Source organism: Pseudoalteromonas sp. SG45-3, from assembly GCF_014164075.1.
GTDB classification, from domain to species: domain Bacteria; phylum Pseudomonadota; class Gammaproteobacteria; order Enterobacterales; family Alteromonadaceae; genus Pseudoalteromonas; species Pseudoalteromonas distincta.
Map to the genome: position 1 here is coordinate 1 of NZ_JACJEN010000019.1, position 24,554 is coordinate 24,554.

The window sequence follows — 24,554 nt, forward strand, 5'->3', positions numbered from 1 at the left end:
GCTATCAGCTATCAGCTATCAGCTATCAGCTATCAGCTATCAGCTATCAGCTAAAATAATTTAACGTTTATAAAATCCAATATACAATGCTTATCATCCTCTCTTCATTGTTTAATGAATATCAGAAAAGATGTATAAAACATTTAAAGCACAAAATAAAACTTAGAACATTTATTTATCTAACCTACAAAGCCAGCTTTTAAATATAATTGGTGAAATATCTTAAAGAACAGGAAGTTAATAAAAACTTTAGTTTAAGTGACTGCACGGTCAATTAAAGCACTGATTTATAAGTCTTTTTATTTGTTTTCTTTCTGATATGATAGACTAAATAAATAAACAAGGATAAAGAAAATGCCTATCAACACGATAGATAACTTAACACTCATTGTATCCCTGGTCTCAGCTTTTATAGCTATAGCTATGTTTGTAATTGCGTCCATTCAAACTCGAATTCAAAAACGTAATCTTAATTTAGCTCTTTTTAATAGCAGATATAAAGTTTATATAGATTCACAGAAGCTATATCAAGAGTATACTAATGGGTATATTTCTGACATTACTTTTAGCCACTTTATTGCTTCATTTCATGCTTCAGAATTACTATTTCCATCAAAATCTGGAATTTATAAATTTCTAGATAAAGTACATGAATGTGCAGTATCTTTTAATGGTACTAAAAGAGCAATGCAAAGCACTGATGAACCAACTGCCCTAGAAATGATTTATGAATACAATAGAGAAGCTAGTTCTAATTTAAATTGTTTTTTTAAAAGAGCTAACCAAGTTAATGAAGCCTTATATTAAAATTCATTAGTAACAAAAGAAAAACTATATTGCTTTACAGTATTCTTAAGCGTTAGCAATAAGGGCTTTCGCCCTTTTCTTTAATATTAGTACCGTAATATTTAAATTATCAATTAACCACCAGACATAGAACGTCATTACTTGATAGATTAGATCATCAAATTATTTTCAATTCAACATTTTCTCTATTGAGCTTTCTGTCAAAATCATCAGCTAACTTCTCGGTCTCACTAAACACGGTATTCCAATATTTAATACGCGTGTCTGCATCTAGATCGGTAAAGTCATTTCTATCTGGGATTTTTCCGTAAGGTAAACTTGCTACAAATTCTTTTGATGGGCTGATCATTACTACGTTGTCGTAATTAAGTGGTGATACTTTACGTTTTAAATTTTTATCGAACCACCCTGCTTTTGGCTCGCTATTAAAATGCGGATATAAAATTAAGCCTGGGTTATTAATTTTTAAATCAAAGTGGTAGTCAATTATTCCGCCATCGCGATATATACCTTGCGGCGAGCCTGCAATATTTTTTATGCCCTGCATAACAAGTGGTATTGAACCCGATGCAAGTAATGCATCTTTTAAATTATTTTTAGTAAGCGCTATGTTTTGTGTTTTAAAATTGTAGGTATCGGTAATTGATAAGTCACTTGTTGCTGGGCCAAATATAAAACGCTCATACTGCGAGCCTAATAATTTTCGGTTAACGCGGTTTAACATATAACTTTTTGATAAACCCATTAACTGTATTAATTTATTTTCGCTGGCAATAAAGCCATTCGATTTTGCTACTATAAAGTGCGCTTTAAATATTGGGTTATTTATAATTTCAGTTACGCCGTTATCGCCAAAAACATCTTCAAGTAATGCGCGCGCTTTTATTGTTATTTCACTTGGTGTTGGTTTATTACTTGAGTACCGAGTTTGCGAATACGATTTTGCTAATCGCTCAATGGCAGCAACGGGATCGTTTTGTGCAAAACACGCAGAGCGAAAAGCGCCAGCAGATGAGCCAATTAAATTAAGTGGTTGGGTACGGTTTTTAAAAAATTCACCAAAAATATATTTATCTAAACCAAATAATGTAAACCATTTAGGACCGCCACTTGCGCCTAAAAAAGAGGTGAAAAGTTCAGGTTTAAAGCCCTGTTCGTTAATAATTTTAGCCGCTGTTTTCCCTGCGTGAATCTCGATCATCTAAAAAATTGTGCCTTTTATTTTGGTTGCTTCAGTTATTTTCACAACACTGAAAGTGAATACTTATGCAAAAAAAAGCGATTTTATGTTGCCATAAAACCGCTTTTTATAGTTAAGTGTGCTGAATTAGTCCCAAATGCCGTCTTCGCATTTGCCCTGTACTTTTACATCTTTTACTTTAAATTCGGGCTCTAAACCTTTGTCTCTTTGTGCGTGGTAATCGCTCGTAACAGACAAAATAGTCGGCGTTAACAGTATAATAGCGATAACGTTAACCACTGTCATTAACCCTAAGGCAATATCGGCTAAATCCCAGACTTCTTTTAAGGTGGCCGACGCGCCCCACAACATCATTGATAAATAAAGCGAAGTGTAAATGCCGCGCCCTACTTTGTTGTCGAGCTTAAATAAGTGCAAGTTGCTCTCTGCATAGGCGTAGTTTGCCACCACCGATGTAAAAGCAAATAAGGTAATAGCGGCAGCTACAAAATAAACACCACCTTGTGCTAAGTGAGCAGTCATCGCGCTTTGTGTTAAACGAATGCCTTCCATTTCGCCGCTTATGTCTATATCGGCTAATAAAATGATCACCGCGGTACAGCTGCACAGTACTATTGTATCGAAAAATACGCCTAGCATTTGTATGTAACCTTGCGTTACAGGGTGATTAGGAATTGGGCTGGCACTTGCTGAAGCATGCGGCACACTACCTGCACCGGCCTCATTAGAATATAAACCACGTTGTATACCGTTTTTAATGGCTGCGCCCATTGCACCAGCCCCAGCTTCTTGTAAACCAAACGCCGATAAAAATATATCTTTAAGCATGGCGGGTACTTGCGTGAAATTTATAATAGTAATAATTACGGCAGCAAGTACAAACACAATGCCCATTATTGGCACAACACGCTCTGCAAATCGGGCAATTGCTTTAAAGCCACCGAGTATAATTGAGCCGGCTAGTACGGTAATGACCAGGCCTGAATAAAATGTAGGAACTTCAAACGCGTAATTAAGTGCGTCGGTAATTGTGTTAGTTTGCATTGCGCTAAACGTAAAGCCGTAACCTAAAAACAAACACGCGGCAAACACAATTGCAAATGCTCGGCTACCCAAACCTTGTTGAATATAATATGCAGGGCCGCCTCTAAACTCGCCGCCACTATCTCGCACTTTATATACTTGCCCAAGTACGCTTTCAGCAAAGCCTGTAGCCATACCCAATATGGCTATTACCCACATCCAAAATATTGCACCGCTGCCGCCAAGTGAAATTGCCACAGCCACACCGGCTAAATTACCAGTGCCTACTCGTGCGCAAAGCCCTGTACACAATGCTTGGAATGATGAAATGTCGTCTTTTTTACATTTGCTACTGCCTTTTAAAAGGCTAAACATATGTTTAAATTTAAGTATTTGAATTGCTTTTAGTCGTACTGAAAACCATATCCCTGTAAACAAGAGTATATAAATAAGTACCTGACCTTCTCCCCACAAAAGGTTGTTTACGCTTTTGACGACGGTATCGAACATTGCTAATTCCTTCTTATATTTTTATATTAGTATCCTGTTGCGGATATAACGGCTTTTGCTTACGACATCGACTTAAATTTTGGACGAATAAGGCAGCCATACTTTTTGCTGCCTTAAAACTATACATTATTTGTTTTGCAAATGAACTCCTGCAATCATGCATCTAAGTGATCCACCAGCCGACTCAATGGTAGGAATCGGTAACGGTACAAGCTTAGCCGTTTTTTGTATGGCTGCTATTTGTGCTGTTGTGAGCGCATTAAATGCTGTTTGCGATAACGCTAAAATACGGCCATTGTCACCTTGTAACTCTATGGCGTTACCACAAAATTGATTAATTTGATCGAGTGATAAATCAATTACTTCGTGGTGGCTTTGTAAAAAATGAGTAACTAGCGCTTTACGCTCCTCACTTGGCACCATGTTTAAGCCAACCATTACAAACTCAGTTGCAACGCACATTAATACATTAGTGTGATATACCGCTGTACCTTTTTCATCATATGCATTAAATATAACGGGTTTTAATGCGAGCAAATTACAAACTGTATTAACAACCGATTGAGTTGTTCTTTTAGATTTTGCTGCATAAGCCAGTTTATATTGATGATCGAGAACCAGTGAGCCCGTGCCTTCTAGGAATGAATTTTCTTTCGCTAAATGCGCATAATCAGTCACAACCGTCACTTTATAGTGATCCGTTAAAAAATCAATAATATCTTTTCGATATTCTAACCTTCTGTTTTCTACAAACATTGGGTAGATTATTAATTCCCCACTTTGATGAGTAGAAAACCAATTATTTGGAAACACAGAGTCGGGAGTCTGTGTTTGCTCATCTTCAAAAAGGTGAACTTTTACCCCTTCATTTTTTAATAATTTTACTGCATTTGTGACTTCGCTATATGCTTGTTCACTTTGATTTGGTGCTAAGCATTTACTTTGAAATGCATTGTCGAGCATTGTTTGTGGGTTAGACGTAAAGTGATGCGGACGTACCATAACAACCGCACTCGGAGCTTGATTTACGTGGCTCATGCTACGTGCTCTTGTGCTGATGTTTGCTCTGTATTAAGTACCGAAAACAAGTTGCGCGGATCGGCTTGCTGTGTAATTAAATCGAGCAATGTAAATTCACCGCTTTTAATAAGTTGATCGCGTATAAATACAAGCGCTGTAAAGTCTTCGCTCGCAAAGCCTACACCATCAAAAATAGTTAATTCGTCTTGGCTAGTACGGCCAAGCGATTGCTTATTAACGACTTTATGAAACTCAGTTACAACAAAGCTTTCACTCATTTGTTGTATTTCGCCCTCTATTCGAGTTTGTGGCTCGTACTCTACAAATACATTAGCGCGCTCGAGTAATTTAGCATCTAACTCTGTTTTACCTGGGCAATCGCCACCTATGGCATTAATGTGCACACCTTGTGGGATCATGTCGTTTGTTAAAATTGTAGCATTGGTTTTATCGGCAGTGCAGGTTGTAATAACGTGCGCACCTTGCACAGCTTCCTGTGCGCTATTACAAATAGTTACGTTTAACCCGTAAGCACTTAAATTAGTAAATGCTTTTTTAGACGCGTTTGCATCTATATCGTATAAACGAATATGTGTTATGCCCAATACAGCTTTAAATGCCAGTGCCTGAAACTCAGACTGTGCCCCATTACCAATTAATGTAAGTGTTGTTGAGTTTTTTGGTGCTAAATACTTAGCCACCAGCGCCGATGTAGCCGCTGTACGTAGCGCTGTTAGTAAACACATTTCGCTTATCATAACCGGATAGCCACTATCTACATCGGCTAAAATACCAAATGCAGCGACTGTTTGAAGTTCTCTAAGGGTGTTTTTTGGGTGACCATTTACATATTTACAGCTGAACATTTGGCCATCACTCACTGGCATTAGCTCTATTACACCCTCTGGTGAGTGTGCTGCATAGCGAGGTGACTTATCAAACTCAGTCCAACGGGCAAAGTCGGTTTCTAATTTATGTGTTAGATCTAGCAAAACGTTTTCGACCCCTAAGCTATTTATAAGCTTAACCATTGCCTGAACGCTAACAAATGGAACGCCTTGTTTTGGCTGTGCTATAAAATGACTCATGTGGAAACCTCTTGAATAAATGTATTAGTTAATTTAAAACAAGTTTAACGAGGCTACGTGCTATTTAATATGGCAATTAATTATACAAATTTTATTAATTTTTATCATTTTGCTATGCAGGTATATACAAATTGTGTATTTTAGTAGGCCATGCTCTAAAAGGTTTGATTTATGACTCCTTATATTTACGATTCCCTTGATAACGCTTTAATTGCTGAATTACGAAAAGACGGTCGCGCCTCTATCTCTGCTTTAGCAAGTTCTTTAAATGTGTCACGCGGGACAGTGCAAAATAGATTAGATCGATTAGTGAGTTCAGGCGCTATTTTGGGGTTTACTATAAGAGTGCATGAACACATAGAAAGCGAAGCCGTTCGTGCAATTATGATGGTGGAAGTGATTGGTAAATCAACTTCTCAAGTTATTAAAACTATGCGTGGTATACCCGAACTTACAAAATTGCACACTACCAATGGTGCTTGGGATTTGGTAGCAGAGATACAGGCCGCGAATTTAAGTGAGTTTGATGGAGTACTTAGGCAAGTAAGAGAAATAGACGGTATTTTAAATAGTGAAACGAGCATATTACTCTCATCAACTTAGGTTTATTTTTAGGTTTAAAATGACACCCATTTATATTATTTAAGTGTTCACAATAATTTTAGCTAATTTAAAAATTTAGAATGACACCCATTTATAGTTTTAAAGAATTGAAGCGCCAGAATCTAGGGGTTAATAAACATACAAATTTAAGTGGGTGTCATTTAAATGAAGAATAGTACTGCAATTTTAAGTTGCAGTACTATTTGCAATCTAGGTATAAGAATTTGGTTTAATTGTAACTATATTCGCTTTGCGTATAGTTATGCGTATTGCTGATCTCAAATTGGCTTTGCTGCGCTAAATAAGACCGACCTGCAGCTAAGCCTAATTTATGATCAAAACGTAAATCGTTATTTGAACTACCTAATAATTTGCTATGCAGTTTTTCGTCTGCAAAAATTTGTATTATTTCTACATCATTTGGTGGATTTGCAATAAACTCAAGCTCATCTAAATACGCTTTTTCGTGCTGTATTAAGTAGTCCAATGTTTTTGGACAATAGCCTGATGCTATAGCAAATGTTCTTAGCTTTTGTACCCATGCAGATTGCGCTTGAAAATTAGCGTCAACCGTTCTTATTACAACAATTTTACGAGCACCTCGGTTGTAAGCCTCACGCACGGGAAGTGGAGCGGCTAAACCGCCGTCTAGATAAAAATCGCTCTGTGCTTGTTCTTCAACAAGATGTGTTTCATTCGCTGCTTTTGCGTTTAACCAAGGTGTTAACTTTACACCTTGTTTGTATAAAAACGGGAGTGCGCTAGAAGCCTTTAACAAATCACGCCATTGACCACTATCACCTGTAGGCGATAAGTAATAAGCTTTTCTGTCTCGTGCGTTTGTTGCTGTTATAAGTAGTTCACGCTCACCTAAACTAGTTTTCGCTGTTTTGAAATCTATAGCTCTGTTTACTTCAGTGGTTTTGTCAAAGTACCAATCTAAATCAACTATATGCTTACCCACTAATCCGCGACCAAGCTGAAAAAAACGCTTATTACGCGAAAGTCCTCTAATCAGGCGTTTAGCGTAGCCTTTTTGGCGCGCTAAGTAGCTAGTTAAGTTTTGCGAACCCGCTGAAGTACCAATGAATAAATCAAAAGGGTCATAGCTTTGCTCTAACCAAGCATCAAGTACGCCAGCTGTGAATATCCCTCGCTGCCCGCCACCTTCAGCAATCAGAGCAACTTTTGGCTGCGCTGTTTTGTTAACTGAATTAGCTGTTGCGGTGTTTAGAGAGTTCACGGTGTACCTGCCTTTAATTTTATGATGTCTGGTTTAATAGCTACATTATAAAAAACAAAAGTGATATCTTAAAATTGATTGTTTAAATCAGTTCAATTGAAAAAACAGAACGGTATATAAAGCAAAATATTTACTAAAAATAGCAATCAAATTTACTTTGAATATTTAAATAACAAATACAGACATCACTTAAAGTTAATAAAATGAGTTAAAAAAGTTTAACTTTTGATGATGTCTATAATCTTAACAAGCCCAGAGTGTACGCTTGCTTAACTAACTATATTTTAGTGTTTTATTTCCATTAAAATTTCGAGTGCACGGTGGCGTTTTTCACTATCGAATACATCATTGGTAAATATAAACTCATCAACTTCTAGCTGTTTAGCTATCATCTCTAACTTGTGTTTAATACTTACATGTCCGCCTACTACGCTTAGACTTAAAAAGTTCTCTACATGAGCGCGTTCTTGTTCGCTCCACAACCCGTCCATGCTTTCAACAGGCGGTTTTAGCCACAGCTCATTACCGCGTATAAGTTCGAGTACACGTTGCTTAGAAGTAGTCGATAAATATTGCGCTTCATCGTCGGTATCTGCAGCCACTAAAGGCAGTGCAAGCATTACGTATGGCTTATCAAGTACGCTTGATGCTTTAAATTCGCGCTTATACAACGCTATTGCATCGTGCACAAAGCGCGGTGCAAAATGCCCTGCAAATACATACGGTAACCCTTTTTGCGCCGCTAGTTGCGCGCTAAATAAACTCGAGCCTAATAACCAAATCGGAACGTTTGTGTCCTCCCCCGGTATAGCACGTATAGGATGCGTACCATTGTAAGGACCTAACAATGTTTGCAGTTCAGTTACCTCACCTGGGAAATTTTCTGCGCGGCTCATATCGTTGTTTAATGCACGACTCGTTACAGGATCGCTACCTGGGGCACGCCCTAGCCCTAAATCTATTCGCCCTGGATATAAGCTCTCTAATGTACCAAATTGTTCAGCAACAACTAATGGGGAGTGGTTTGGCAGCATAATACCGCCCGATCCAACGCGTATCTTTTTGGTATTACCTGCAATGTGACCAACCAAAATTGAAGTGGCCGCACAAATTATACCTGGCATATTATGATGCTCAGCAAGCCAAAAACGGTTAAAGCCAAGCTCATCAGCACGTTGAGCGTATTTAGTACTTTTATGAAGAGTGTTAGTAACGCTGTCCCCTTTGATCATGGGGGCAAGTTCTAATAACGAAAAAGGAATGGAATTCAACAAAATAGCAGCTCCTAAAAATGCATGCTAACAATGTATTACATCATTAGCATAAAACACTTAAATGGGTCTGCTATTAGGTCAATTCAAGTTACGCAGTGGTATTAGAGCAAAATAGGTATATGTTATTTTGCTCTAAGGTATTCAAGCAAGCTGTGCATCACGTTGGCGCAGCTTTTTATAGCCTTCTGAATCCACGCCTTTTTTCCAATACCCTGAGGAAACAATATTACCGCGTGGTATATTAAATTGCTCTGTTAAGAATGTCTTTGCTTTACGCACAAGCCCAGCTTCCAATGCCATAAATACAATAGGAGGCTCTGCTGTAATGTGCAAATTTTGAAGCGCGCTAAGTAGTACTTCGTCAGCATTGTCGGTAACAAGCCAATTAACATCGCGGCTTGTTTCTAAATCAATAATGTCTTGCTCAGTGGGCGCATGTACAAATGCATCAATTTTTGAAGTTAAAGGTAATTGCTGCGCATACCCCTTTATTGCATTTACCGATGTTAAATCCCCTAGCAACACATAATGCGAATGCCCATAATTATCTAGCTTTTTAGGGCCTGGGCCTGCAATACCTACCTCATCACCTACTTTTGCAATTTTAGCCCAGTCAGTTGCCGGACCTTGGTGCATATTTATAACAAAATCAAGTGTTAACGCGCCTGTTTGTGCATCTACATGCCTTATTGTGTAAGATCGCATACACGCTGTTTTTAAGTTAAAATCTACTTCACCATTTTTTGGGATCAGTACTTTTACATAGTTACCAATGTGCTGTGAGGTTAAGTCGTTAAAATCATCAGAGCCTACAACAATGCGTTGTAGGTGTGGTGTGATTTGCTGCGTACTTAATATGTTAGCTTTGCGAATTTGTTTACCCATGCATTACCTCGTTTTACAAAACTTGGACTTTAATACCAACTTGCATAAATCTTTGATCAATTTAACGAATTAAATTTCACTATAACGTTGTTAAAATTTTTATTTAGAACAACTAGATAAAAAATTTTAGCCTAGTTCTAGCGTAATTTTCTTAACCTTAAATAGACCCCATATATAAGCAGATTGGTATAATAATTGGCTGCTATAAAAGCAGATATTGCACAACGCCCCATTGGTTGATAAAATCAACTATAACAAATTGATTGACTTTGTCAACTACATTGAGAGTTTTATGAATACACCTTTATCAAATACGCTGTTTGAATTGATGCAAAATTACCGCGTCACAATTCGTGAAGCAATTAACGCAGGCGAACTTGGTATTAATGCTATGCACGTACGCTGCATACATATTATTGCGAACGTAAATAACTGTACGGCTAACGATATTGTTACTAAAACGCAGCGCGACAAAGCGCAAATAGCACGTTTAATTAAAGATCTTATTGGCTTAAATTTAATAAATAAACAGGCAAGTGAGCACGATAAGCGCTGCTTTATTTTGTCGCTCACAGAGCAAGGCAAAGTTCTTTTTGATAAGTTATTAGCCTCAGAGCAGAAAATAAATAATCAAATGTGTAAAAACTTAAACCCTCAGCAAATCAAAGACTTTTTAGATATCGCACAGCAAATGATCAAAAATATGGATTGATCGGTTATACATTTCTTGGCATAACTTACACAAAACGCATATACTGTACACTTATACAGTATATGCGTTTTAGGTTGTGTTATGTTTGTAATTCCCATTTATATAGAAGCAGGCGTGTGTGGTTTTGAATCGCCCGCAGCGCAGTACACCGAGCTAGGTGTAACCCTTGATGAGCTTTTAATAAAGCACCCAAATGCTACCTTTATTGGCCTAGCATCGGGTAACTCTATGCAAGAAGTCGGAATTTTTGAAGGGGACTTATTAGTTATCGACCGTGCAGAGCCTGCAGAAAATGGTGACGTTATTGTTGCTAACTTAAATGGTCTTTTTGTATGCAAACTGCTTGATAAAACCAATGCGCGGCTGCTTTCAGCGTCTTCTTTACATAAGCCTGTACAACTCACCTCTGCAGACGAGTTTCAGCTCGAAGGCGTAGTAACGCTATCAATAAGAATGCACAGGCAAAGCCCAGAGTTACTAAAATGTATGCCTTAGTTGATGCTGTGTCATTTTATGCCAGTGCCGAAAAAGTATTCGACCCTGCTATTCGATCAAAACCCGTGGTTGTACTTACCAATAACGATGGCTGTGTATGCGCTATTTGCCCTATTGCTCGGCGCTTAAATATTCCTAAATTTGGCCCGTACTTTAAAGTTAAGCATTTACTTGAGCAAAACAACGTTGTTATTCGCTCTAGCAATTACGAGCTTTATGCTGATTTAAGCGACAAAATGATGAATATCATCGCTCGCTTTTGCGATACACAGCACATATACAGTATTGATGAATCGTTTTTGCACTTTGATGGCTACACATCATTAATTAAAGACTGGCATGAATACGGTCATACAATAAGGCGCACAGTATGGCGCGAAACAAAGCTACCTGTAGGTGTTGGTTTTGGCCCGACCCCTACTTTAGCAAAAGCCGCTAACCATGCCGCTAAAAAGCTCAGTGGTTTTAATGGTGTAGCAGTAATAAATAGCGAACAAACTCGCCAAGCTATTTTACAAAGAATGAGCTGCGAAGATGTGTGGGGGATAGGCCGGCGGCTAGCTAAAAAACTTAAAATAATGAATATACACACCGCCTGGGATCTTGCTCAGCAAAACCCTAGAGCAATGCGCCGTGCATTTAGTGTGGTTGTTGAACGCACAGTAAGCGAGCTTAACGGGATAACATGTTTAAACTGGGATGATGTACGACAAGATAAGCGGGAGATTTATTCAACCCGTAGTTTTGGAGAGCGCATATGTGAGCCAACAGCACTTAAAACAGCGCTAATTAACCATGTAACCACAGTGGCTAATAAACTAAGAGCGCAACACTCGCTCACTCACCAGCTTTATATTTTTGCAGCCAGTGGCGCGCACGAAAATAAATATTATAAAAAGTCTTTTGTGTATAAGTTCCCCTCACCCACTAACGACACCTGCGTGATGGCTAATGCTGTATCTGAGGTATTTAATAAGATTTACCAACCCGGTATACGGTTTTATAAGTGTGGTGTGGGCGCGGTAGAGCTAATATCAGAACAGTTTCAGCAAAATGACTTATTTAATAAAAGCCCTGATAATCCAAAACTTATGCAATGCTTAGACACAATTAACAATCGATACGGAAAAGGAATGCTAAGCCTTGCAAGTAGTAAATTAAATGACCGGTGGCACATGAACCGTGATTTTTTATCGCCGCAGTACACTACGCGTTGGCGCGATATCCCTAAAATATACTGCGAATGATTTGCTACTTACTAGATGCTTTATTTACTCTCGTCTGCTTTTTTAAATGTGCACTCTACATTGGGTTCGCTCAATGTGTATTTGAGTGTGTTATCAGCTAAAAATTTGATACTTTGACTGATTGTTTTTTCGTTTGCTGGGCTTTCACAACGGCTCATTCTTAAGCCGTTTTCAAGGCCATCACTTTTATATTTAAGCGTGCTGGTTATAAAGCAAAAGTTTGGTTTTTTAATGGTTCGGGTACCATTGTGGAGCGATCCAAATACAATTTGCTCACCAAGTTTAAAACCAGCACTTAAATCACTTTCATCTGTCAAACTCAAATTGCTGTTAACGCATAACCCTGAGTTGCTCGACACAACTTCGTAGGCTCCCAATTTTGACTTTAAAAGCGGTATAAATCGTGTTTTATTACTCGGCTCAGAAAAAGCATTTGCACTTGTAAAAGCGACAGTTAATAAAGCGAGTGTTAAATATTTCATTTCGTGGGTGTATCCTCGTGAGTCAGCGTGTTAAATAATAGCAAAATGCCTAATCACTTAGCTTTTATAACTTTTAACAACTATAACAGAGATTTACTATAAAAGGAGAGAAGTCGTATTCAGGAACCAAGACGCGAGCAGCTAAGGGAGCTTTGCTCGACTATTACTAATTCTTACATGTGTGTAAGCCAGTAAGATAACGCAAGAGCAATTACCGAGCTTATTAGGTTACAAACCTCGTGCCGCGAATAAATCCCTTAGATTGAACACATTTAAATCCACAAAGATTCATCCTAGATACTGCATTACAAACCATTTTGCTGTTAAGTACTTTAGTTAATACGTACTTAAACAACAAAACGATTTATATCAATGCGCTTACTTGTAGGGAAATTAAACTCATTAAATTGTTTAAATAGCGCACAAATTACTATTTATTTTATTGCCAGTACTTTGCAAATAATAAAGGGTAGCTTTGCTTTAAAAACTTAGGTTTGTCTTTAAAACGTTTGCCTTTGGGTTCATCGCTGCCTGATGGAATAAACGGTAATTCGTCTTCGCTGCGTTCTTCAAATAATAAACCAGCTATTAAATCATACTCATCAATATACGGGTAAGGCTGCTCATTTAAGTAATAAACAGGTGTACACTGCGCTAACGAATCAGCATTTTCTAAAGCATTTTCGAAAACTGTTTTACCGCGCGAAATTAACCAACATCTAAACTCGCTAAAACCGTAATCGTCGTTACATCCAGCCATCACAAAAGCGGCACCAAACAAATCCCAGGTAAAACATTTACGCATATGTATGCCAAAGTGTTTATCAAAATCAATAAGGTGCTGATCGCTTAAATCATTAAGTTTGTTTTTTAGGTTATCGCTCACACTTTGCGGATCGAGCCCTAAATCAGGCGTTGTTACTAAATCCCAAAAAGCCTGCTCTGTTAACGCTGCCATTATAAAATCTCTTTTACTCGGCCAACTTGACCATCTTCTAAACGTACTTTAATGCCGTGTGGGTGATTTGGTGATTTTGTTAAAAGGCGCTCAACCACACCCTCAGTTAATGTGCCGCTGCGTTGATCTTCTTTTAATACAATATTTACTGTGGTACCTGGTGAAATTTGCGAACGCGAAGGAACAGCCATAATTTAAACCCTAAAAATAATTTATCTAATTATAACGTCCATGTGATGTCATACCAACTAAACCGCTGTTAATTGGCTAAAAATGAGATGTGTGCTGGTTTTGCGTTCAACTTAATAGCTGCTAGCTGGCTAAGTATAATCTGCGTTAACTCATCAAGTTGCGGTTTTGCATCTTCACGGGCTACCTCATCAATAAAGTAACATTGTACTTTTAACGTGTTTACTTCGTTATTTAAATCAACTGTATGCGTTAGATAATCAAAATCAATTACCATTTCTTTTATTGCTTCGCATGCATTAGTAAGCGCTAAGCGAATTTGCTTATCGCGCTGTTTTTGAGTTTTAGTCATAAATATAAAGGTTACTTATTTAGTCTGGGCTTGTTGCTGTTTTTTAAACTCTTCGTAGTTAGAGTCTTGTTTATCTAGGCATTCGTAATATTCTTTGTCAGCTTTATAGTTACACTCATCAAGGCGCGCCGATTGTAATTCATGAAAACGTGCATCAGAGCTGCAACCAGCCAAAACACATGATCCAATAATAAGTAATGCGCTGCTTTTTAGTTTATTGATAAACATTAAATTTCCTTACACTTTCTATATCGAAAAAGCGTTAAATTATTACGATACTATTGTATATTAGCGCCATAAAATCTTAATATCCAAAGGATCTATTACTATGATGTCGCAGTTACAAAAGTTGTTTCAGCGTATAGACAAAAGCAAGATATTTCAATCATTTGTTATAGCTGTAATTATTGTTTCTGCCCTTACAGTAGGTGCACACACTTACTCACTACATCCTACCGTAGAGCTTGCTCTAAATTGGATGGACGTTGGCATTACTGCATTCTTTTTAATTGAACTAATAATCCGCTTTGTTGCAAGCAAAGGCATTAAAGACTTCTTTTCTAAGGGATGGAATATATTTGACACTATCATAGTATTGGGCAGTTTATACCCTGCTGCTGGCTCTACAATGTTAATAGCTAGGCTGTTGCGCATATTTAGAGTGTTACGATTGGTTTCGATGATCCCAGAGCTGCGCTTATTGGTTAACTCATTGCTTAAAGCCATTCCACAAATGGGTTATATAGCCCTATTAATGTTTGTTATTTTTTATATATACGCTGCAATGGGCAGCATGATGTTTGCTGAAATAAACCCCGTACTTTGGCAAGATGTTTCAATCTCCATGCTTACTCTGTTTAGGGTGGCAACATTTGAAGATTGGACCGACATAATGTATGAAACAATGGCGGTGTACGAACTAAGCTGGATTTATTACCTTACGTTTATATTTTTAACCGCATTTGTATTTTTAAATATGATGGTAGGTGCCATTTTAGAAGTAATGAGTGAAGAGCACCGCAAAGCGCGAGAAGAGCTCGCAGACGACAGCTCATTACCTGCAACGCAAGGGCAAGTAAACGAACTACAATCCCAAATTGCTGAGCTTAAAGAGCTATTGAGTAACCGCAAAAACTAATCTGAGAAAAGTACTAAAGCACCCACTTAAAGTTTAAAAAGTGGGTGCAGCTTAAGTATTTAACTAAAACGAACATTACCAAAGAGCTTTAATTCTCCTCGTTATCAGATTTTTCATCCGTATCTTCAAAAGAAATAACGTTATCTACTTTCATTTTAAACGCATCAAAAAATGCGTTTTCTAATACCGAAATCACAGCTTGAAAAGTCGAAACATCCGTATTATCTAATTGCCCCTCTATAGGGATACGTGCAGCAACAAGTTTAGACTCATCGTTTTCGAGTATAGAGCCCAGTAAATCAACACTGCCTTCAAATATGGCCGTAAATATTCCATCGTCATCTTTTTCTATATCTTCGCGCCACGAGAACACACTCAAGTTTTGAACGCCCGCTTTTACATAACCATTTAAGTTATTGTCTTTAGCCACCAATTCCATAGCGCCATCAATGCCACCCGCTTCAATATCAAAAGGCGTGTATACCTTAAATACAGTATCGAGGTTTTTAACAGAGAAACGCTGTACCTCTGCGTTAAAATCAAAATTGGCTTGTTTGCTAAAGGGATCTAATTTACCATCAAACTTTAATGCGGCCTCCCCCATTAATGCACCTTCTACGCTTAGAGTAGTCACTAGTGTTTTTGATAGGTTTTGCGCGTTGGTTATATTTTCAATTCGAGCGTTGATATTTGATATAAAAGTGGGTTTTTCACCACTATTCGTTGAGTTAACTAAAGTTAACTTGCCTTGCTCAATTGTTAAGGTATCAATAGAAAACAGTACTAAGTCATTCGCCAGCCCCACCCAAGTGGTTTCATCTTTTACTTGTTGATTTTGCTCAGAAGCATTGGGGTCTTTATCGTAAATAACTATCTCAGGACGCGTAAAAGCCATATTTGTGACTAAATTCCCTTTTAAAAGGGCTGACCACGCAAGTGAAAAATCGAGAGTTTGAATACTCAGCAAAGGCTTAGGAGCTGAAGTTGCATCAACAGCATAAATTTCAACGTCGTCAATTGCGTAGGCACCGCGATATAAAAACAAATCTACGTCACCAACATGCCCCGTAACACCTTGTGTGTGTTTTAGCTGATAATTTACGTAGTGCTGAACTACATAAGGCGCGGCTATTCGCGTTAGTATAAGTAACACAACCAGCGCTATTACACCTTTAAGGTATTTGTCGTGAAATATTTTGGATGAAAAATGCATTGTAATTTCCTTTACTAAAAACGGGGGCCTTTTGACCTTTCAGGGTTAAATTTTTCTATATAAAGGGCTGCGTATGTTTAATATTTATTTTTATAAAGCACTTATGAAGATAGCCACACAACATAAACTCTGCTTTACCTAAAACCTAAACGTACAGCTACAAATTTAACCTAGAAGAATAAATAAGCCCTAGCTGAATTCTTTAATTAAGCAAATAAATAAACGTGTAAAAATTACTAAGAATTGTAATTTAAATACCTGTTAGGAATAAAATTATAAACAAAGCAAAGCCATATAAGCTTAAAGCTCTAAACAACAGTTATTACAGCAAGGGATATACCACTATTCAAATACACAACTTAAGAAATGATTGCATACATATCTATTTACAATTTAGCTAACTAATAACCGGCGTTAGGTCGAATAAACCGCTTTCATCTACTAAAGTAAAATTAACGCAAACAAGAATAAAAATACATGAATCCTATTTTTTATATATTAGTTACCCTCTTTTTCACCAGTATTATTTGGTCTGTCATATTTTTAATGTCGTGGTATACGTTAGGTAAAAAGCAATATGCCATGCTTTGGACAATCGCATTTGCATTCTCTGCATGCCAATGGGCAACAATGTTGGCAGAACCATTATTTAACACAAACACATTATATTGGATGTTAGGAAGTAGCTTCTCTGTAGGTTCAGTACTGCTAGGTACGTGGGGGCATTGCATTAGGGTAAACTCGGGTATAAAAATTCGCTATTTAATTATCTCAGCAATAGTTACTCTTGCTGCTGTCTATTATTTTACAGCTATATATGTGCATGTTGGCTTATTTATGTCCTTGTATGTGTATTATGATGTGATTTTACTTGTACTCAATGCAGTTATTATTTTCAGGCATAAACAAAAATCACTTCCTGCCGAAATAGGCGCTAGTATTACTTATACGCTATGTGGATTACTTTTATTTGTTGCAGCAAGCATAGCGTTACTGCAAGGCAGCCAAGTAAATGAAGAATATATAGCGCTGTATACATTAATTAATTTTATTACTGTCCCTACTGCACATGTAGGCATGGCCGTATTCATAATATTTATGATGGCATCAGATTTAGCTGAAAAAATGAACCATCTTGCAATGAGCGACGAACTTACAGGCTGCTTAAATAGGCGTGGATTCTATAATAAAAGCCAAGAGCAACTAAAAGATAAACTTAATAATTATAACTACGTCAGCTTAATTTATTGGGATATAGATAAATTTAAAAAAATAAACGATGAATTTGGACATGCAGGTGGTGATTTAGTTTTAGTTGAAGCTGCAAAAATAATGCAAAACTGCATAAACCCATGTGATTTATTTGGCCGCATTGGCGGCGAAGAATTTGCTTTATTAATAGCAAGAAACGACGAATCGTCAGCTAAAGATCTTCCCGAAAAACTAAGAAGTGCACTGGCCAGTTACCCAATTCATTTTAACGATAAAGTAATTAATGTAACGGCAAGTTTTGGCGTAATAAATATTAAATGTAATAAAACGACAATTGAGAGTGCAATAAATGAAGCAGATAAAGCACTCTACCATGCCAAGAATGAAGGGCGTAATCAGGTGGCTCATGTGAATACATTAAGTTAATAAAAGTTCATTATTACTAGGGGTATTGACCTTTAGCGACTGATTTTTCAGTAGCAGGATTATGTACAAAGCATGATGAAAACGCTAAGCAAAACGCACGGCACTGTTGGATCATCCCTACATAAACAAACTTTGTGAAAAAGTCAGCGCTCTAACTAATAAGTTTAAGCGCGTCGGCAAATCTAACTGGTTTACTGAATATGAAACCTTGATACTTATCAATTTGTAAGCTTTGTAATAACGTTAACTGAGCTGGGCTTTCTACGCCCTCCGCTATTACTTGGCAACCTATCATATGCGACATGTTAGTTACCGCAGATACAATACTTTTATCTTTTGAGCATTCACAAATGTTATCAATATAAGATTTATCTATTTTAATGTAATCAACTGACAGCTCTTTTAAAACCGATATAGAAGAAAACCCGGTACCAAAGTCATCAATAGAAATACGCACTCCAGTATTTTTTATGGCCGTAATCACTTTTGACAAATACGGTAAATTTTTAATCATGACTGTTTCTGTTATTTCTAAATGCACATTGTATGGTTTAACTGCGTATCTATTTAAAAGCGCAACTAAAAAATCTAAAAAGTTATGGTTTTCTAGTTGCAACACCGACACATTAATCGACAATCCAATATTACTATTTACGGCATTTAGCCTACTTAAGCTCGCAATAGCTTGCTCTAGTACAAATTCGCCGAGTATATTAATTTTTCCATATCGCTCTGCAATATCTATAAATTCTGAAGGGGGAATAAATTCATCATTAAACTGCCAACGAAGTAGTACTTCAAACGTAGTTATTTCATTTGTGCTTATATCAACAATAGGTTGATAGCACAGATGAAAGTCACCTTTTTCTACGCACTCTTTAATTGAGCTGCGAAGTACTTCTTCTCTTTTAAGCGATTCATGCATTCGCTCGTCAAATACCGATATTTCATTACGGCTTTTCTTACCTTCATACATAGCTACATCAGCGTATTTAATCGCCTCTGCAAGATTAAAATTTTCGCGCGTAAAATAAAGCCCAACCTTAAAAGAGGGATTTACTTGATAGCTGTCCATGCTTACTGTTTTCGTTAAGGTTTTAACTAATCTAAAAACACAGTCAAAAAGTTCGTCTTCGGTGTTAGTGCGAGAATAAAAAATAAACTCATCACCTCCCCATCGACAAGCAATAAAGTCGCCTTGGGTTTGTGTTTCAACTAATCGTTTACCTGTTTGAGCCAGTACAAAATCACCAAAATCGTGACCGTATTTATCGTTGATGATTTTAAAGTCATCCATATCTAAAAATAAAACAGCTTTAATATCATCATTTTGATTGGCTAAATCAAGTTCAACATTAGAAACAAAGCTCCCCCTGTTAAACAATTTAGTTAGGTTGTCTTTTTGCTCTAAAGAAATTATTTGTTCGGTACGAAGTTGCACTTCGTTTTCTAAGTTTTCAATAAATTGATCTAACTTAAGTTCGTTATTAATTGATGACTTTACATCTTTTGCACTACGTGAAGCCGTTATAAAACACAAAATAAACCATAAAACGAGCCCTAAAACACCTAGTACATTCTCATCTTCAATAGGCTGTAAAAGTAATAAAATACTAAAAGGAACCAATAAGCAGGTTATATACGACAAGGAGGAACGAATATCTGAAGCTAAAACATTAACGCCTCCACCAGCAAGGGAGCTAAAAACAACCAATGATACAAATTTTTCCTGCATTTGCATGTTTTCATAAAACAAAATAGGAAAAGCAGCCCATGTTAAAGCCGTTAATAATAAACCTATAAAATACAGATGATATTTAAAAGCATGGGTGTTGTTAACAAATACATGGCTTGCTATTCGAAGTAATGAAATAAATGATAACGTAAAAAGCCAATAAAGTTTTTCTTGCGAGGCGCTGTGGTTAATACTGCTAAAAATAAGAAAACAAGAAACAACCGTGTTTATAGCAATTGCAGAACTAAAATAGGAGCTAACAAATGCTAATCGCTTATTGGCAAAGTTATTTGTGTGAGAGGTCATTAATGTTACTTGAATAGGCTGTTGCACAATGTAAACAGTTTACTTAAGTTCAATAATAAACAAAAGTGAACATTCATAAAAAAGTATTGTTTTAGCCTCTTAAGCGGTTTTATAAGCCATTAAACTAAAAAGGGCTGGCAAATTGCCAACCCCTTTTGTTAATACTGATTATATATTATACCAATTCGCTTAATTAAGTGATCTATTTTGAGGGAAGAAAATCGTGTCGATAACAAGGCAAAAATTTCGTTATTTAGTTGTTCTATATCAGAAATATTTAACGTAGTTAACGTCAGATTTAACCCCTCAAATTGATTAAGTATTATTGCGAATTGGTATTACTCACCATCAACAATTATGCGTAGCATACGACGAAGTGGCTCTGCCGCGCCCCATAAAAGCTGATCGCCAACTGTAAATGCGCTAATGTATTTTGGTCCCATAGCTAATTTACGAATACGCCCAACAGGAATGCTTAAAGTGCCCGTTACTTTAACCGGTGTTAAGTCTGTGGCACTAATTTCACGCTCGTTTGGAATTACCTTAACCCACTCATTATGAGACGCTAAAATTTCTTCAATTTTTTCTACGCTAATATCTTCACGTAATTTAATGGTCATCGCTTGTGAATGACAACGCATAGCGCCAATACGAACACATAAACCATCAATTGGCACTGGTTGCTTAGAAGAGCCTAAAATTTTGTTGGCTTCTACTTGCGCTTTCCACTCTTCTTTAGACTGACCGCTTGGCATAGGTACGTCAATCCACGGGATTAAACTGCCCGCTAATGGCACACCAAATTGGTCTTGTGGTAAGTCATTTGACGCCATTGTTTCACTGACTATTTTATCAATTTCTAAAATAGCAGAGCTTGGGTTATCTAATTGCTCGGCAACACTTGCATGAATAGCGCCCATTTGTGCAATAAGCTCTTTCATATTTCGTGCACCAGCACCAGAGGCTGCTTGGTAAGTCATTGGGCTTACCCATTCAATTAGGTCTTGCTCAAATAAACCGCCTAATGCAAGTAGCATTAGCGATACTGTACAGTTACCGCCAACAAACGTTTTAACGCCTTGCTCTAAGCCTTGTTCAATAACATCTTTGTTTACGGGATCTAGCACTATTATGCTGTCCTCACTCATACGCAGTGCTGAAGCTGCATCAATCCAGTAACCATCCCAACCCGACTCGCGTAATTTTGGATATACCGCATTGGTGTAGTCACCGCCTTGGCAAGTAACAATAATATCCATTTTAGCAAGTTCGCTAATGTCACTTGCATCTAGCAATGGTTTTGCGTCGCCTGCTATATCAGGGCCTAGTTGACCCGCTTGTGAGGTGGTGAAAAAGGTGGTGTCGATATGGGCAAAATCACTTTGCTGCTGCATACGTTCTAATAACACAGAGCCAACCATGCCACGCCAACCGACTAATCCTACTTTTTTCATTGTTTGTTCCACTGTTTGATTCATAAAAGATGCCTTAATACATTAAAAATTAAATTCATTGCGTGAGATTTAATTTTCATTAACGTCAAAATAACACCACCAGCGCGCTAAAACTAGTGAATAAAGTAGAACTTAAATATTTTTCATAGTCATAAAAAAGCCCTGTATTAAATACAGGGCTAATAGGTAATTAGGTTTTATTATATCCCCCTTCCTTGGGTAGAAAATTAAAACTCGTAGCTAAAGCTTAAACTAAACTCAGTGCCTTCTTCTTGACGCCAAAGTGTTAAGTTTTCTTGTTCAATTTCTTTTTCTTGGCCAAGTATATTTTTAACTTTAAAATTAACTTTAGTATTAAAGTTAGGGAAGTAAGAATAAACTAAATCAAGAGAATGAAATGACTTTTCTTCTGCGTCTTCGTTACCACGCGTACCTGGTACGATTATGCGCGGCCCAAACACGTTATAAACAACTGAGGTAGAATGAAAACCATCAGCAGAGTCATAACCCATTTGTAAGTTTGCTACCCATTCAGAATGACCAACTAAACGACGTTTATTATTAGTAACAATGTTAGAAACAGAGTCAGCTTCCAACGCCTCTTTTAGTTGTTGTTCAAATAATGAATCAACCCCATCAGCATCGTTTATGCCAAGCTCAACACTTGAATCCGATAGAGTAACGTTACCTGATAAAAATATGGCAGATAAATCATTATGAATAAAACTAAAGTCAGTTAAAAAGTCTACCTCAATACCTGTTAGTTCACCCGACTGCGCATTTGCTGTTAGTAATTGCGGAGCAGCTCCACCAACACCCGCTAACTCAACCATTTCAATTGGGTTTTCAATATCTTTATAAAACAAAGCAACTGATAGATTGTTTCCTGAAGGCATGTACCACTCAAACCTAAAGTCAGCATTTTTTAGCTTAGAGCTTTGAAGTGTAGGCGAGCCTCGCACTAAAAACTCTGTTAGTGGGTCAACATAATAAGTTGAGCTTACATCACGCATATCTGGGCGAATCGTCGTTTCACTTAAGTTTAAGCGAAACTGCATTTCTTCATCCATAATATAAGTAATTGCTAAAGAAGGAAAAAAGTTATCTTCTTTTATTGCAACTTCGCTCACTTCTTCAATTGTTCCATCAAAGAAATTAGTATGAGCCTGAAAAGGCACTGATATTTGAGAAAAGTCTTCCCAACGAATACCACCGGTTATACGCCATGTGTTTTCGTAGAAAAAGTCGGCCATAAAATAATAAGCGTCTAACTTATGTGCAGCGCTGTACTTATCACCATCTGCGGTACCATCATCAAAAATACCAGAGCCTGTAATACTTGTATAAAACTCACTATTAGCTAAATTTTCGTCAGAAAAAATTTGGTCTATGTTTGAGCCAAATGTATATTCATCTGTTATACCACGGTGCGTAATACCAAATTGAATATTACTTGCATCACGTTTTTTTTCAGAAAAATCGCCACCCACCTTAAGCTCTAACTCATAGCCATCACCATAAAACGGGATGCCCATATTCCAACCATACGTATCTACGTCATCATGCAAAGTTTGATAATCACGCGTTACGTTAGTAGCAGCAACATCTTGTAACTGCTCTGATTCAAATACACCATCATTTAAGTTAGTTTGAAAAACAACATCTAACGCACCTGGAGCATCCCTGTTGGCGCGGCTTGTACCTGCATACCAATCAAAAAATAAATTTTCTAATTCAGGAAAATTATGCGTCCCTTTGAGCTGCGTAGAGAACATTTCACGCTCTTCATACATAACGTCAACACGGCGTAACTCAGTAACACCTTCTTCAGACTCGTTAGCATCGAAAAAGTCACGATTACGCACTCTGTCACTCATATCATGAAGCGCTATATTCGTTAGTTCAAATTTATGGTTATTATTAAATTCATAACCTAAATTTAATGTGCCACTCCAACGAACGGTTTGTTCAGTAGATATGCCATCATAAGTTTGTGCAAAACATTTATCTTCGCAGCCCAAACTACCTAAATTTGTACCGCTTTGCTCTTTAACTACTTCCCATTCATTGTCATAGGAAACAGCGGCTAGAACACCAAAAGTACCTACTTCAGACTCAAACCTATCACCTAGTGCTACTGAAAAATTCATGCCTGGATCAACGTCTTTCTCAGTAGGTCCAACTTGCCAATCTAGAGATTGTAAGAGCGCTTGACGCTGCTCAAGCGAAGTACTGCTGTCACCTTCAAGTCCTGCATCACTTTTAAGCGCTGTAGAAATTAATGAAGGTAAAGCACGTGTACCATCATCGCGCCCCATCCAATCATCATCACCACCACTGTAAAAATAACCGGTGTCACTGTTAGAGGTGTTATATGAAGTACCTAACTGTATTTTAAACAAAAAATCAGAAGGAATAGATTTGGTGCGTATATTTACATTACCACCACCAAAGTGCGCTGGCATATCAGGAGAAAACGATTTCTGCACACTTAAGCTTTCAATAATATCCGATGGAAATAAATCCAGTGGAACAACTGATCGAGTGGGATCTGGGCTTGGAACATACATGCTATTAAGTTGGGTACTTGAATAACGTTCACCCAAACCACGAACATAAATATATTTACCATCGACTAAAGTTAAACCAGTCACACGACGAAGCGCTGAAGCTGCATCGCCATCACCTGTGCGTGATATTTGATCAGCACCCATAATATCAGCAACAAATGCCTGATTTTGACGCTCTTGTAGTACTGCGCCTGCACTACCTTTTAGTCGCTGGCCAACAGCAACTACTTCTTCTATTTCTTGCTCTTCGGCTTCGGCTGCTATAGCTGTGTTTACTGATAGCCCCATAATTGCAGCCATAACTGCGCAATTTAGTTTACATAGAACAAGAGAAGAGGGTTTAAAAGATTTCATTTTTATACTCCGAAACAAAACAAGACATTAGCCGAGCTTTCGCTCGGCTATAATGTG

At 37.4% G+C, this 24,554-nt stretch carries 23 protein-coding genes; 7 read left to right on the plus strand and 16 right to left on the minus strand.

Annotated elements, in window-relative coordinates; translation table 11 throughout:
* Positions 1 to 354: 354 nt before the first annotated feature.
* Positions 355 to 807 carry a hypothetical protein gene (locus tag H5126_RS17255; protein WP_182720344.1) on the plus strand — a complete coding sequence of 151 codons (453 nt, stop codon included), beginning with the start codon at positions 355 to 357 and terminating at the stop codon, positions 805 to 807.
* Positions 808 to 964: 157 nt separating this feature from the next.
* Here the strand turns inward: H5126_RS17255 and H5126_RS17260 are convergent, their stop codons facing one another.
* From H5126_RS17260 to H5126_RS17275, 4 genes are all read right to left on the minus strand, one after another.
* A complete protein-coding gene (locus tag H5126_RS17260; protein WP_182720343.1) occupies positions 965 to 2,008 on the minus strand; it encodes a patatin-like phospholipase family protein in 1,044 nt (347 codons plus the stop codon).
* 126 nt (positions 2,009 to 2,134) lie between these two features.
* Positions 2,135 to 3,541, minus strand: coding sequence for a sodium:alanine symporter family protein (locus tag H5126_RS17265; RefSeq protein WP_182720342.1), 1,407 nt, complete (start codon positions 3,539 to 3,541; stop codon positions 2,135 to 2,137).
* A gap of 126 nt (positions 3,542 to 3,667) precedes the next feature.
* Positions 3,668 to 4,579 (minus strand): citrulline utilization hydrolase CtlX, encoded by a 912-nt coding sequence (gene ctlX, locus H5126_RS17270; RefSeq protein ID WP_182720341.1) that lies wholly within the window; start codon positions 4,577 to 4,579, stop codon positions 3,668 to 3,670.
* Positions 4,576 to 5,649 carry an ornithine cyclodeaminase gene (locus H5126_RS17275; protein WP_182720340.1) on the minus strand — a complete coding sequence of 358 codons (1,074 nt, stop codon included), beginning with the start codon at positions 5,647 to 5,649 and terminating at the stop codon, positions 4,576 to 4,578. The genes ctlX and H5126_RS17275 overlap by 4 nt, the downstream gene beginning before the upstream one ends.
* A 171-nt stretch (positions 5,650 to 5,820) precedes the next feature.
* Here H5126_RS17275 and H5126_RS17280 point away from each other — a divergent pair, with 171 nt between their 5' ends.
* The gene (locus H5126_RS17280) at positions 5,821 to 6,252 is read left to right on the plus strand and encodes an Lrp/AsnC family transcriptional regulator (RefSeq protein ID WP_182720339.1); all 432 of its coding nucleotides are present in this window, start codon (positions 5,821 to 5,823) and stop codon (positions 6,250 to 6,252) included.
* A gap of 229 nt (positions 6,253 to 6,481) precedes the next feature.
* On the opposite strand, the gene H5126_RS17285 is transcribed toward H5126_RS17280, so the two are convergent.
* The 3 genes from H5126_RS17285 to H5126_RS17295 form a co-directional block, all read right to left on the minus strand.
* The gene (locus tag H5126_RS17285; protein ID WP_182720338.1) at positions 6,482 to 7,495 is read right to left on the minus strand and encodes a patatin family protein; all 1,014 of its coding nucleotides are present in this window, start codon (positions 7,493 to 7,495) and stop codon (positions 6,482 to 6,484) included.
* 284 nt (positions 7,496 to 7,779) lie between these two features.
* Entirely contained in the window at positions 7,780 to 8,769 is a 990-nt protein-coding gene (locus tag H5126_RS17290) for an LLM class flavin-dependent oxidoreductase (protein WP_007583209.1), read from the minus strand.
* Positions 8,770 to 8,910: 141 nt separating this feature from the next.
* On the minus strand, positions 8,911 to 9,654 hold the full coding sequence (locus H5126_RS17295) for a siderophore-interacting protein (protein ID WP_182720337.1): 744 nt from the start codon (positions 9,652 to 9,654) through the stop codon (positions 8,911 to 8,913).
* Positions 9,655 to 9,946: 292 nt separating this feature from the next.
* Between H5126_RS17295 and H5126_RS17300 the strand changes: the two genes are divergently transcribed.
* The 3 genes from H5126_RS17300 to H5126_RS17310 all read left to right on the plus strand — a co-directional run bounded on the left by H5126_RS17300 (position 9,947) and on the right by H5126_RS17310 (position 12,108).
* Positions 9,947 to 10,366 (plus strand): MarR family winged helix-turn-helix transcriptional regulator, encoded by a 420-nt coding sequence (locus H5126_RS17300; RefSeq protein WP_004334811.1) that lies wholly within the window; start codon positions 9,947 to 9,949, stop codon positions 10,364 to 10,366.
* Positions 10,367 to 10,447: 81 nt separating this feature from the next.
* On the plus strand, positions 10,448 to 10,861 hold the full coding sequence (locus tag H5126_RS17305) for a S24 family peptidase (protein ID WP_004334808.1): 414 nt from the start codon (positions 10,448 to 10,450) through the stop codon (positions 10,859 to 10,861).
* Positions 10,849 to 12,108: a Y-family DNA polymerase gene (locus tag H5126_RS17310; protein WP_024597582.1), complete on the plus strand. Its 1,260-nt coding sequence runs from the start codon at positions 10,849 to 10,851 to the stop codon at positions 12,106 to 12,108. The genes H5126_RS17305 and H5126_RS17310 overlap by 13 nt, the downstream gene beginning before the upstream one ends.
* Positions 12,109 to 12,128: 20 nt before the next feature.
* Here H5126_RS17310 and H5126_RS17315 read toward each other — a convergent pair whose 3' ends face one another.
* The 5 genes from H5126_RS17315 to H5126_RS17335 form a co-directional block, all read right to left on the minus strand.
* Positions 12,129 to 12,590, minus strand: a complete 462-nt coding sequence (locus H5126_RS17315) for a hypothetical protein (RefSeq protein ID WP_004334802.1) — start codon at positions 12,588 to 12,590, stop codon at positions 12,129 to 12,131.
* A 439-nt stretch (positions 12,591 to 13,029) separates the two neighbouring features.
* Complete coding sequence (locus tag H5126_RS17320) at positions 13,030 to 13,548, minus strand: DUF4240 domain-containing protein (RefSeq protein ID WP_182720336.1); 519 nt, start codon at positions 13,546 to 13,548, stop codon at positions 13,030 to 13,032.
* Positions 13,548 to 13,739: a YwbE family protein gene (locus H5126_RS17325; protein WP_004334795.1), complete on the minus strand. Its 192-nt coding sequence runs from the start codon at positions 13,737 to 13,739 to the stop codon at positions 13,548 to 13,550. The genes H5126_RS17320 and H5126_RS17325 overlap by 1 nt, the downstream gene beginning before the upstream one ends.
* A 68-nt stretch (positions 13,740 to 13,807) precedes the next feature.
* Positions 13,808 to 14,089 (minus strand): hypothetical protein, encoded by a 282-nt coding sequence (locus H5126_RS17330; RefSeq protein ID WP_024608119.1) that lies wholly within the window; start codon positions 14,087 to 14,089, stop codon positions 13,808 to 13,810.
* 15 nt (positions 14,090 to 14,104) lie between these two features.
* Positions 14,105 to 14,317 carry a hypothetical protein gene (locus tag H5126_RS17335; protein WP_004334789.1) on the minus strand — a complete coding sequence of 71 codons (213 nt, stop codon included), beginning with the start codon at positions 14,315 to 14,317 and terminating at the stop codon, positions 14,105 to 14,107.
* Positions 14,318 to 14,417: 100 nt separating this feature from the next.
* On the opposite strand from H5126_RS17335, the gene H5126_RS17340 reads away from it, so the two are divergent.
* Entirely contained in the window at positions 14,418 to 15,227 is an 810-nt protein-coding gene (locus H5126_RS17340) for an ion transporter (protein WP_024597578.1), read from the plus strand.
* An 88-nt stretch (positions 15,228 to 15,315) separates the two neighbouring features.
* Here the strand turns inward: H5126_RS17340 and H5126_RS17345 are convergent, their stop codons facing one another.
* Positions 15,316 to 16,440: a DUF748 domain-containing protein gene (locus H5126_RS17345; protein ID WP_182720335.1), complete on the minus strand. Its 1,125-nt coding sequence runs from the start codon at positions 16,438 to 16,440 to the stop codon at positions 15,316 to 15,318.
* 477 nt (positions 16,441 to 16,917) lie between these two features.
* On the opposite strand from H5126_RS17345, the gene H5126_RS17350 reads away from it, so the two are divergent.
* Positions 16,918 to 18,078: a GGDEF domain-containing protein gene (locus H5126_RS17350; protein ID WP_182720334.1), complete on the plus strand. Its 1,161-nt coding sequence runs from the start codon at positions 16,918 to 16,920 to the stop codon at positions 18,076 to 18,078.
* A gap of 151 nt (positions 18,079 to 18,229) precedes the next feature.
* Here H5126_RS17350 and H5126_RS17355 read toward each other — a convergent pair whose 3' ends face one another.
* The 3 genes from H5126_RS17355 to H5126_RS17365 form a co-directional block, all read right to left on the minus strand.
* On the minus strand, positions 18,230 to 20,119 hold the full coding sequence (locus H5126_RS17355; RefSeq protein ID WP_220491482.1) for a bifunctional diguanylate cyclase/phosphodiesterase: 1,890 nt from the start codon (positions 20,117 to 20,119) through the stop codon (positions 18,230 to 18,232).
* A 338-nt stretch (positions 20,120 to 20,457) separates the two neighbouring features.
* Positions 20,458 to 21,597 carry an aspartate-semialdehyde dehydrogenase gene (gene asd / locus H5126_RS17360; protein ID WP_182720332.1) on the minus strand — a complete coding sequence of 380 codons (1,140 nt, stop codon included), beginning with the start codon at positions 21,595 to 21,597 and terminating at the stop codon, positions 20,458 to 20,460.
* 203 nt (positions 21,598 to 21,800) lie between these two features.
* A complete protein-coding gene (locus H5126_RS17365; protein WP_182692812.1) occupies positions 21,801 to 24,497 on the minus strand; it encodes a TonB-dependent receptor domain-containing protein in 2,697 nt (898 codons plus the stop codon).
* Between the last annotated feature and the right edge of the window lie 57 nt (positions 24,498 to 24,554).

What these genes read in the sequence shown, in the direction of transcription:
- H5126_RS17255 (WP_182720344.1), top strand. Translation starts at nt 355, where the DNA reads ATGCCTATCAACACGATAGATAACTTAACACTCATTGTATCCCTGGTC.
- H5126_RS17260 (WP_182720343.1), bottom strand. Translation starts at nt 2,008, where the DNA reads ATGATCGAGATTCACGCAGGGAAAACAGCGGCTAAAATTATTAACGAA.
- H5126_RS17265 (WP_182720342.1), bottom strand. Translation starts at nt 3,541, where the DNA reads ATGTTCGATACCGTCGTCAAAAGCGTAAACAACCTTTTGTGGGGAGAA.
- ctlX (WP_182720341.1), bottom strand. Translation starts at nt 4,579, where the DNA reads ATGAGCCACGTAAATCAAGCTCCGAGTGCGGTTGTTATGGTACGTCCG.
- H5126_RS17275 (WP_182720340.1), bottom strand. Translation starts at nt 5,649, where the DNA reads ATGAGTCATTTTATAGCACAGCCAAAACAAGGCGTTCCATTTGTTAGC.
- H5126_RS17280 (WP_182720339.1), top strand. Translation starts at nt 5,821, where the DNA reads ATGACTCCTTATATTTACGATTCCCTTGATAACGCTTTAATTGCTGAA.
- H5126_RS17295 (WP_182720337.1), bottom strand. Translation starts at nt 9,654, where the DNA reads ATGGGTAAACAAATTCGCAAAGCTAACATATTAAGTACGCAGCAAATC.
- H5126_RS17300 (WP_004334811.1), top strand. Translation starts at nt 9,947, where the DNA reads ATGAATACACCTTTATCAAATACGCTGTTTGAATTGATGCAAAATTAC.
- H5126_RS17305 (WP_004334808.1), top strand. Translation starts at nt 10,448, where the DNA reads ATGTTTGTAATTCCCATTTATATAGAAGCAGGCGTGTGTGGTTTTGAA.
- H5126_RS17310 (WP_024597582.1), top strand. Translation starts at nt 10,849, where the DNA reads ATGTATGCCTTAGTTGATGCTGTGTCATTTTATGCCAGTGCCGAAAAA.
- H5126_RS17315 (WP_004334802.1), bottom strand. Translation starts at nt 12,590, where the DNA reads ATGAAATATTTAACACTCGCTTTATTAACTGTCGCTTTTACAAGTGCA.
- H5126_RS17320 (WP_182720336.1), bottom strand. Translation starts at nt 13,548, where the DNA reads ATGGCAGCGTTAACAGAGCAGGCTTTTTGGGATTTAGTAACAACGCCT.
- H5126_RS17325 (WP_004334795.1), bottom strand. Translation starts at nt 13,739, where the DNA reads ATGGCTGTTCCTTCGCGTTCGCAAATTTCACCAGGTACCACAGTAAAT.
- H5126_RS17330 (WP_024608119.1), bottom strand. Translation starts at nt 14,089, where the DNA reads ATGACTAAAACTCAAAAACAGCGCGATAAGCAAATTCGCTTAGCGCTT.
- H5126_RS17335 (WP_004334789.1), bottom strand. Translation starts at nt 14,317, where the DNA reads ATGTTTATCAATAAACTAAAAAGCAGCGCATTACTTATTATTGGATCA.
- H5126_RS17340 (WP_024597578.1), top strand. Translation starts at nt 14,418, where the DNA reads ATGATGTCGCAGTTACAAAAGTTGTTTCAGCGTATAGACAAAAGCAAG.
- H5126_RS17345 (WP_182720335.1), bottom strand. Translation starts at nt 16,440, where the DNA reads ATGCATTTTTCATCCAAAATATTTCACGACAAATACCTTAAAGGTGTA.
- H5126_RS17350 (WP_182720334.1), top strand. Translation starts at nt 16,918, where the DNA reads ATGAATCCTATTTTTTATATATTAGTTACCCTCTTTTTCACCAGTATT.
- H5126_RS17355 (WP_220491482.1), bottom strand. Translation starts at nt 20,119, where the DNA reads ATGACCTCTCACACAAATAACTTTGCCAATAAGCGATTAGCATTTGTT.
- asd (WP_182720332.1), bottom strand. Translation starts at nt 21,597, where the DNA reads ATGAATCAAACAGTGGAACAAACAATGAAAAAAGTAGGATTAGTCGGT.
- H5126_RS17365 (WP_182692812.1), bottom strand. Translation starts at nt 24,497, where the DNA reads ATGAAATCTTTTAAACCCTCTTCTCTTGTTCTATGTAAACTAAATTGC.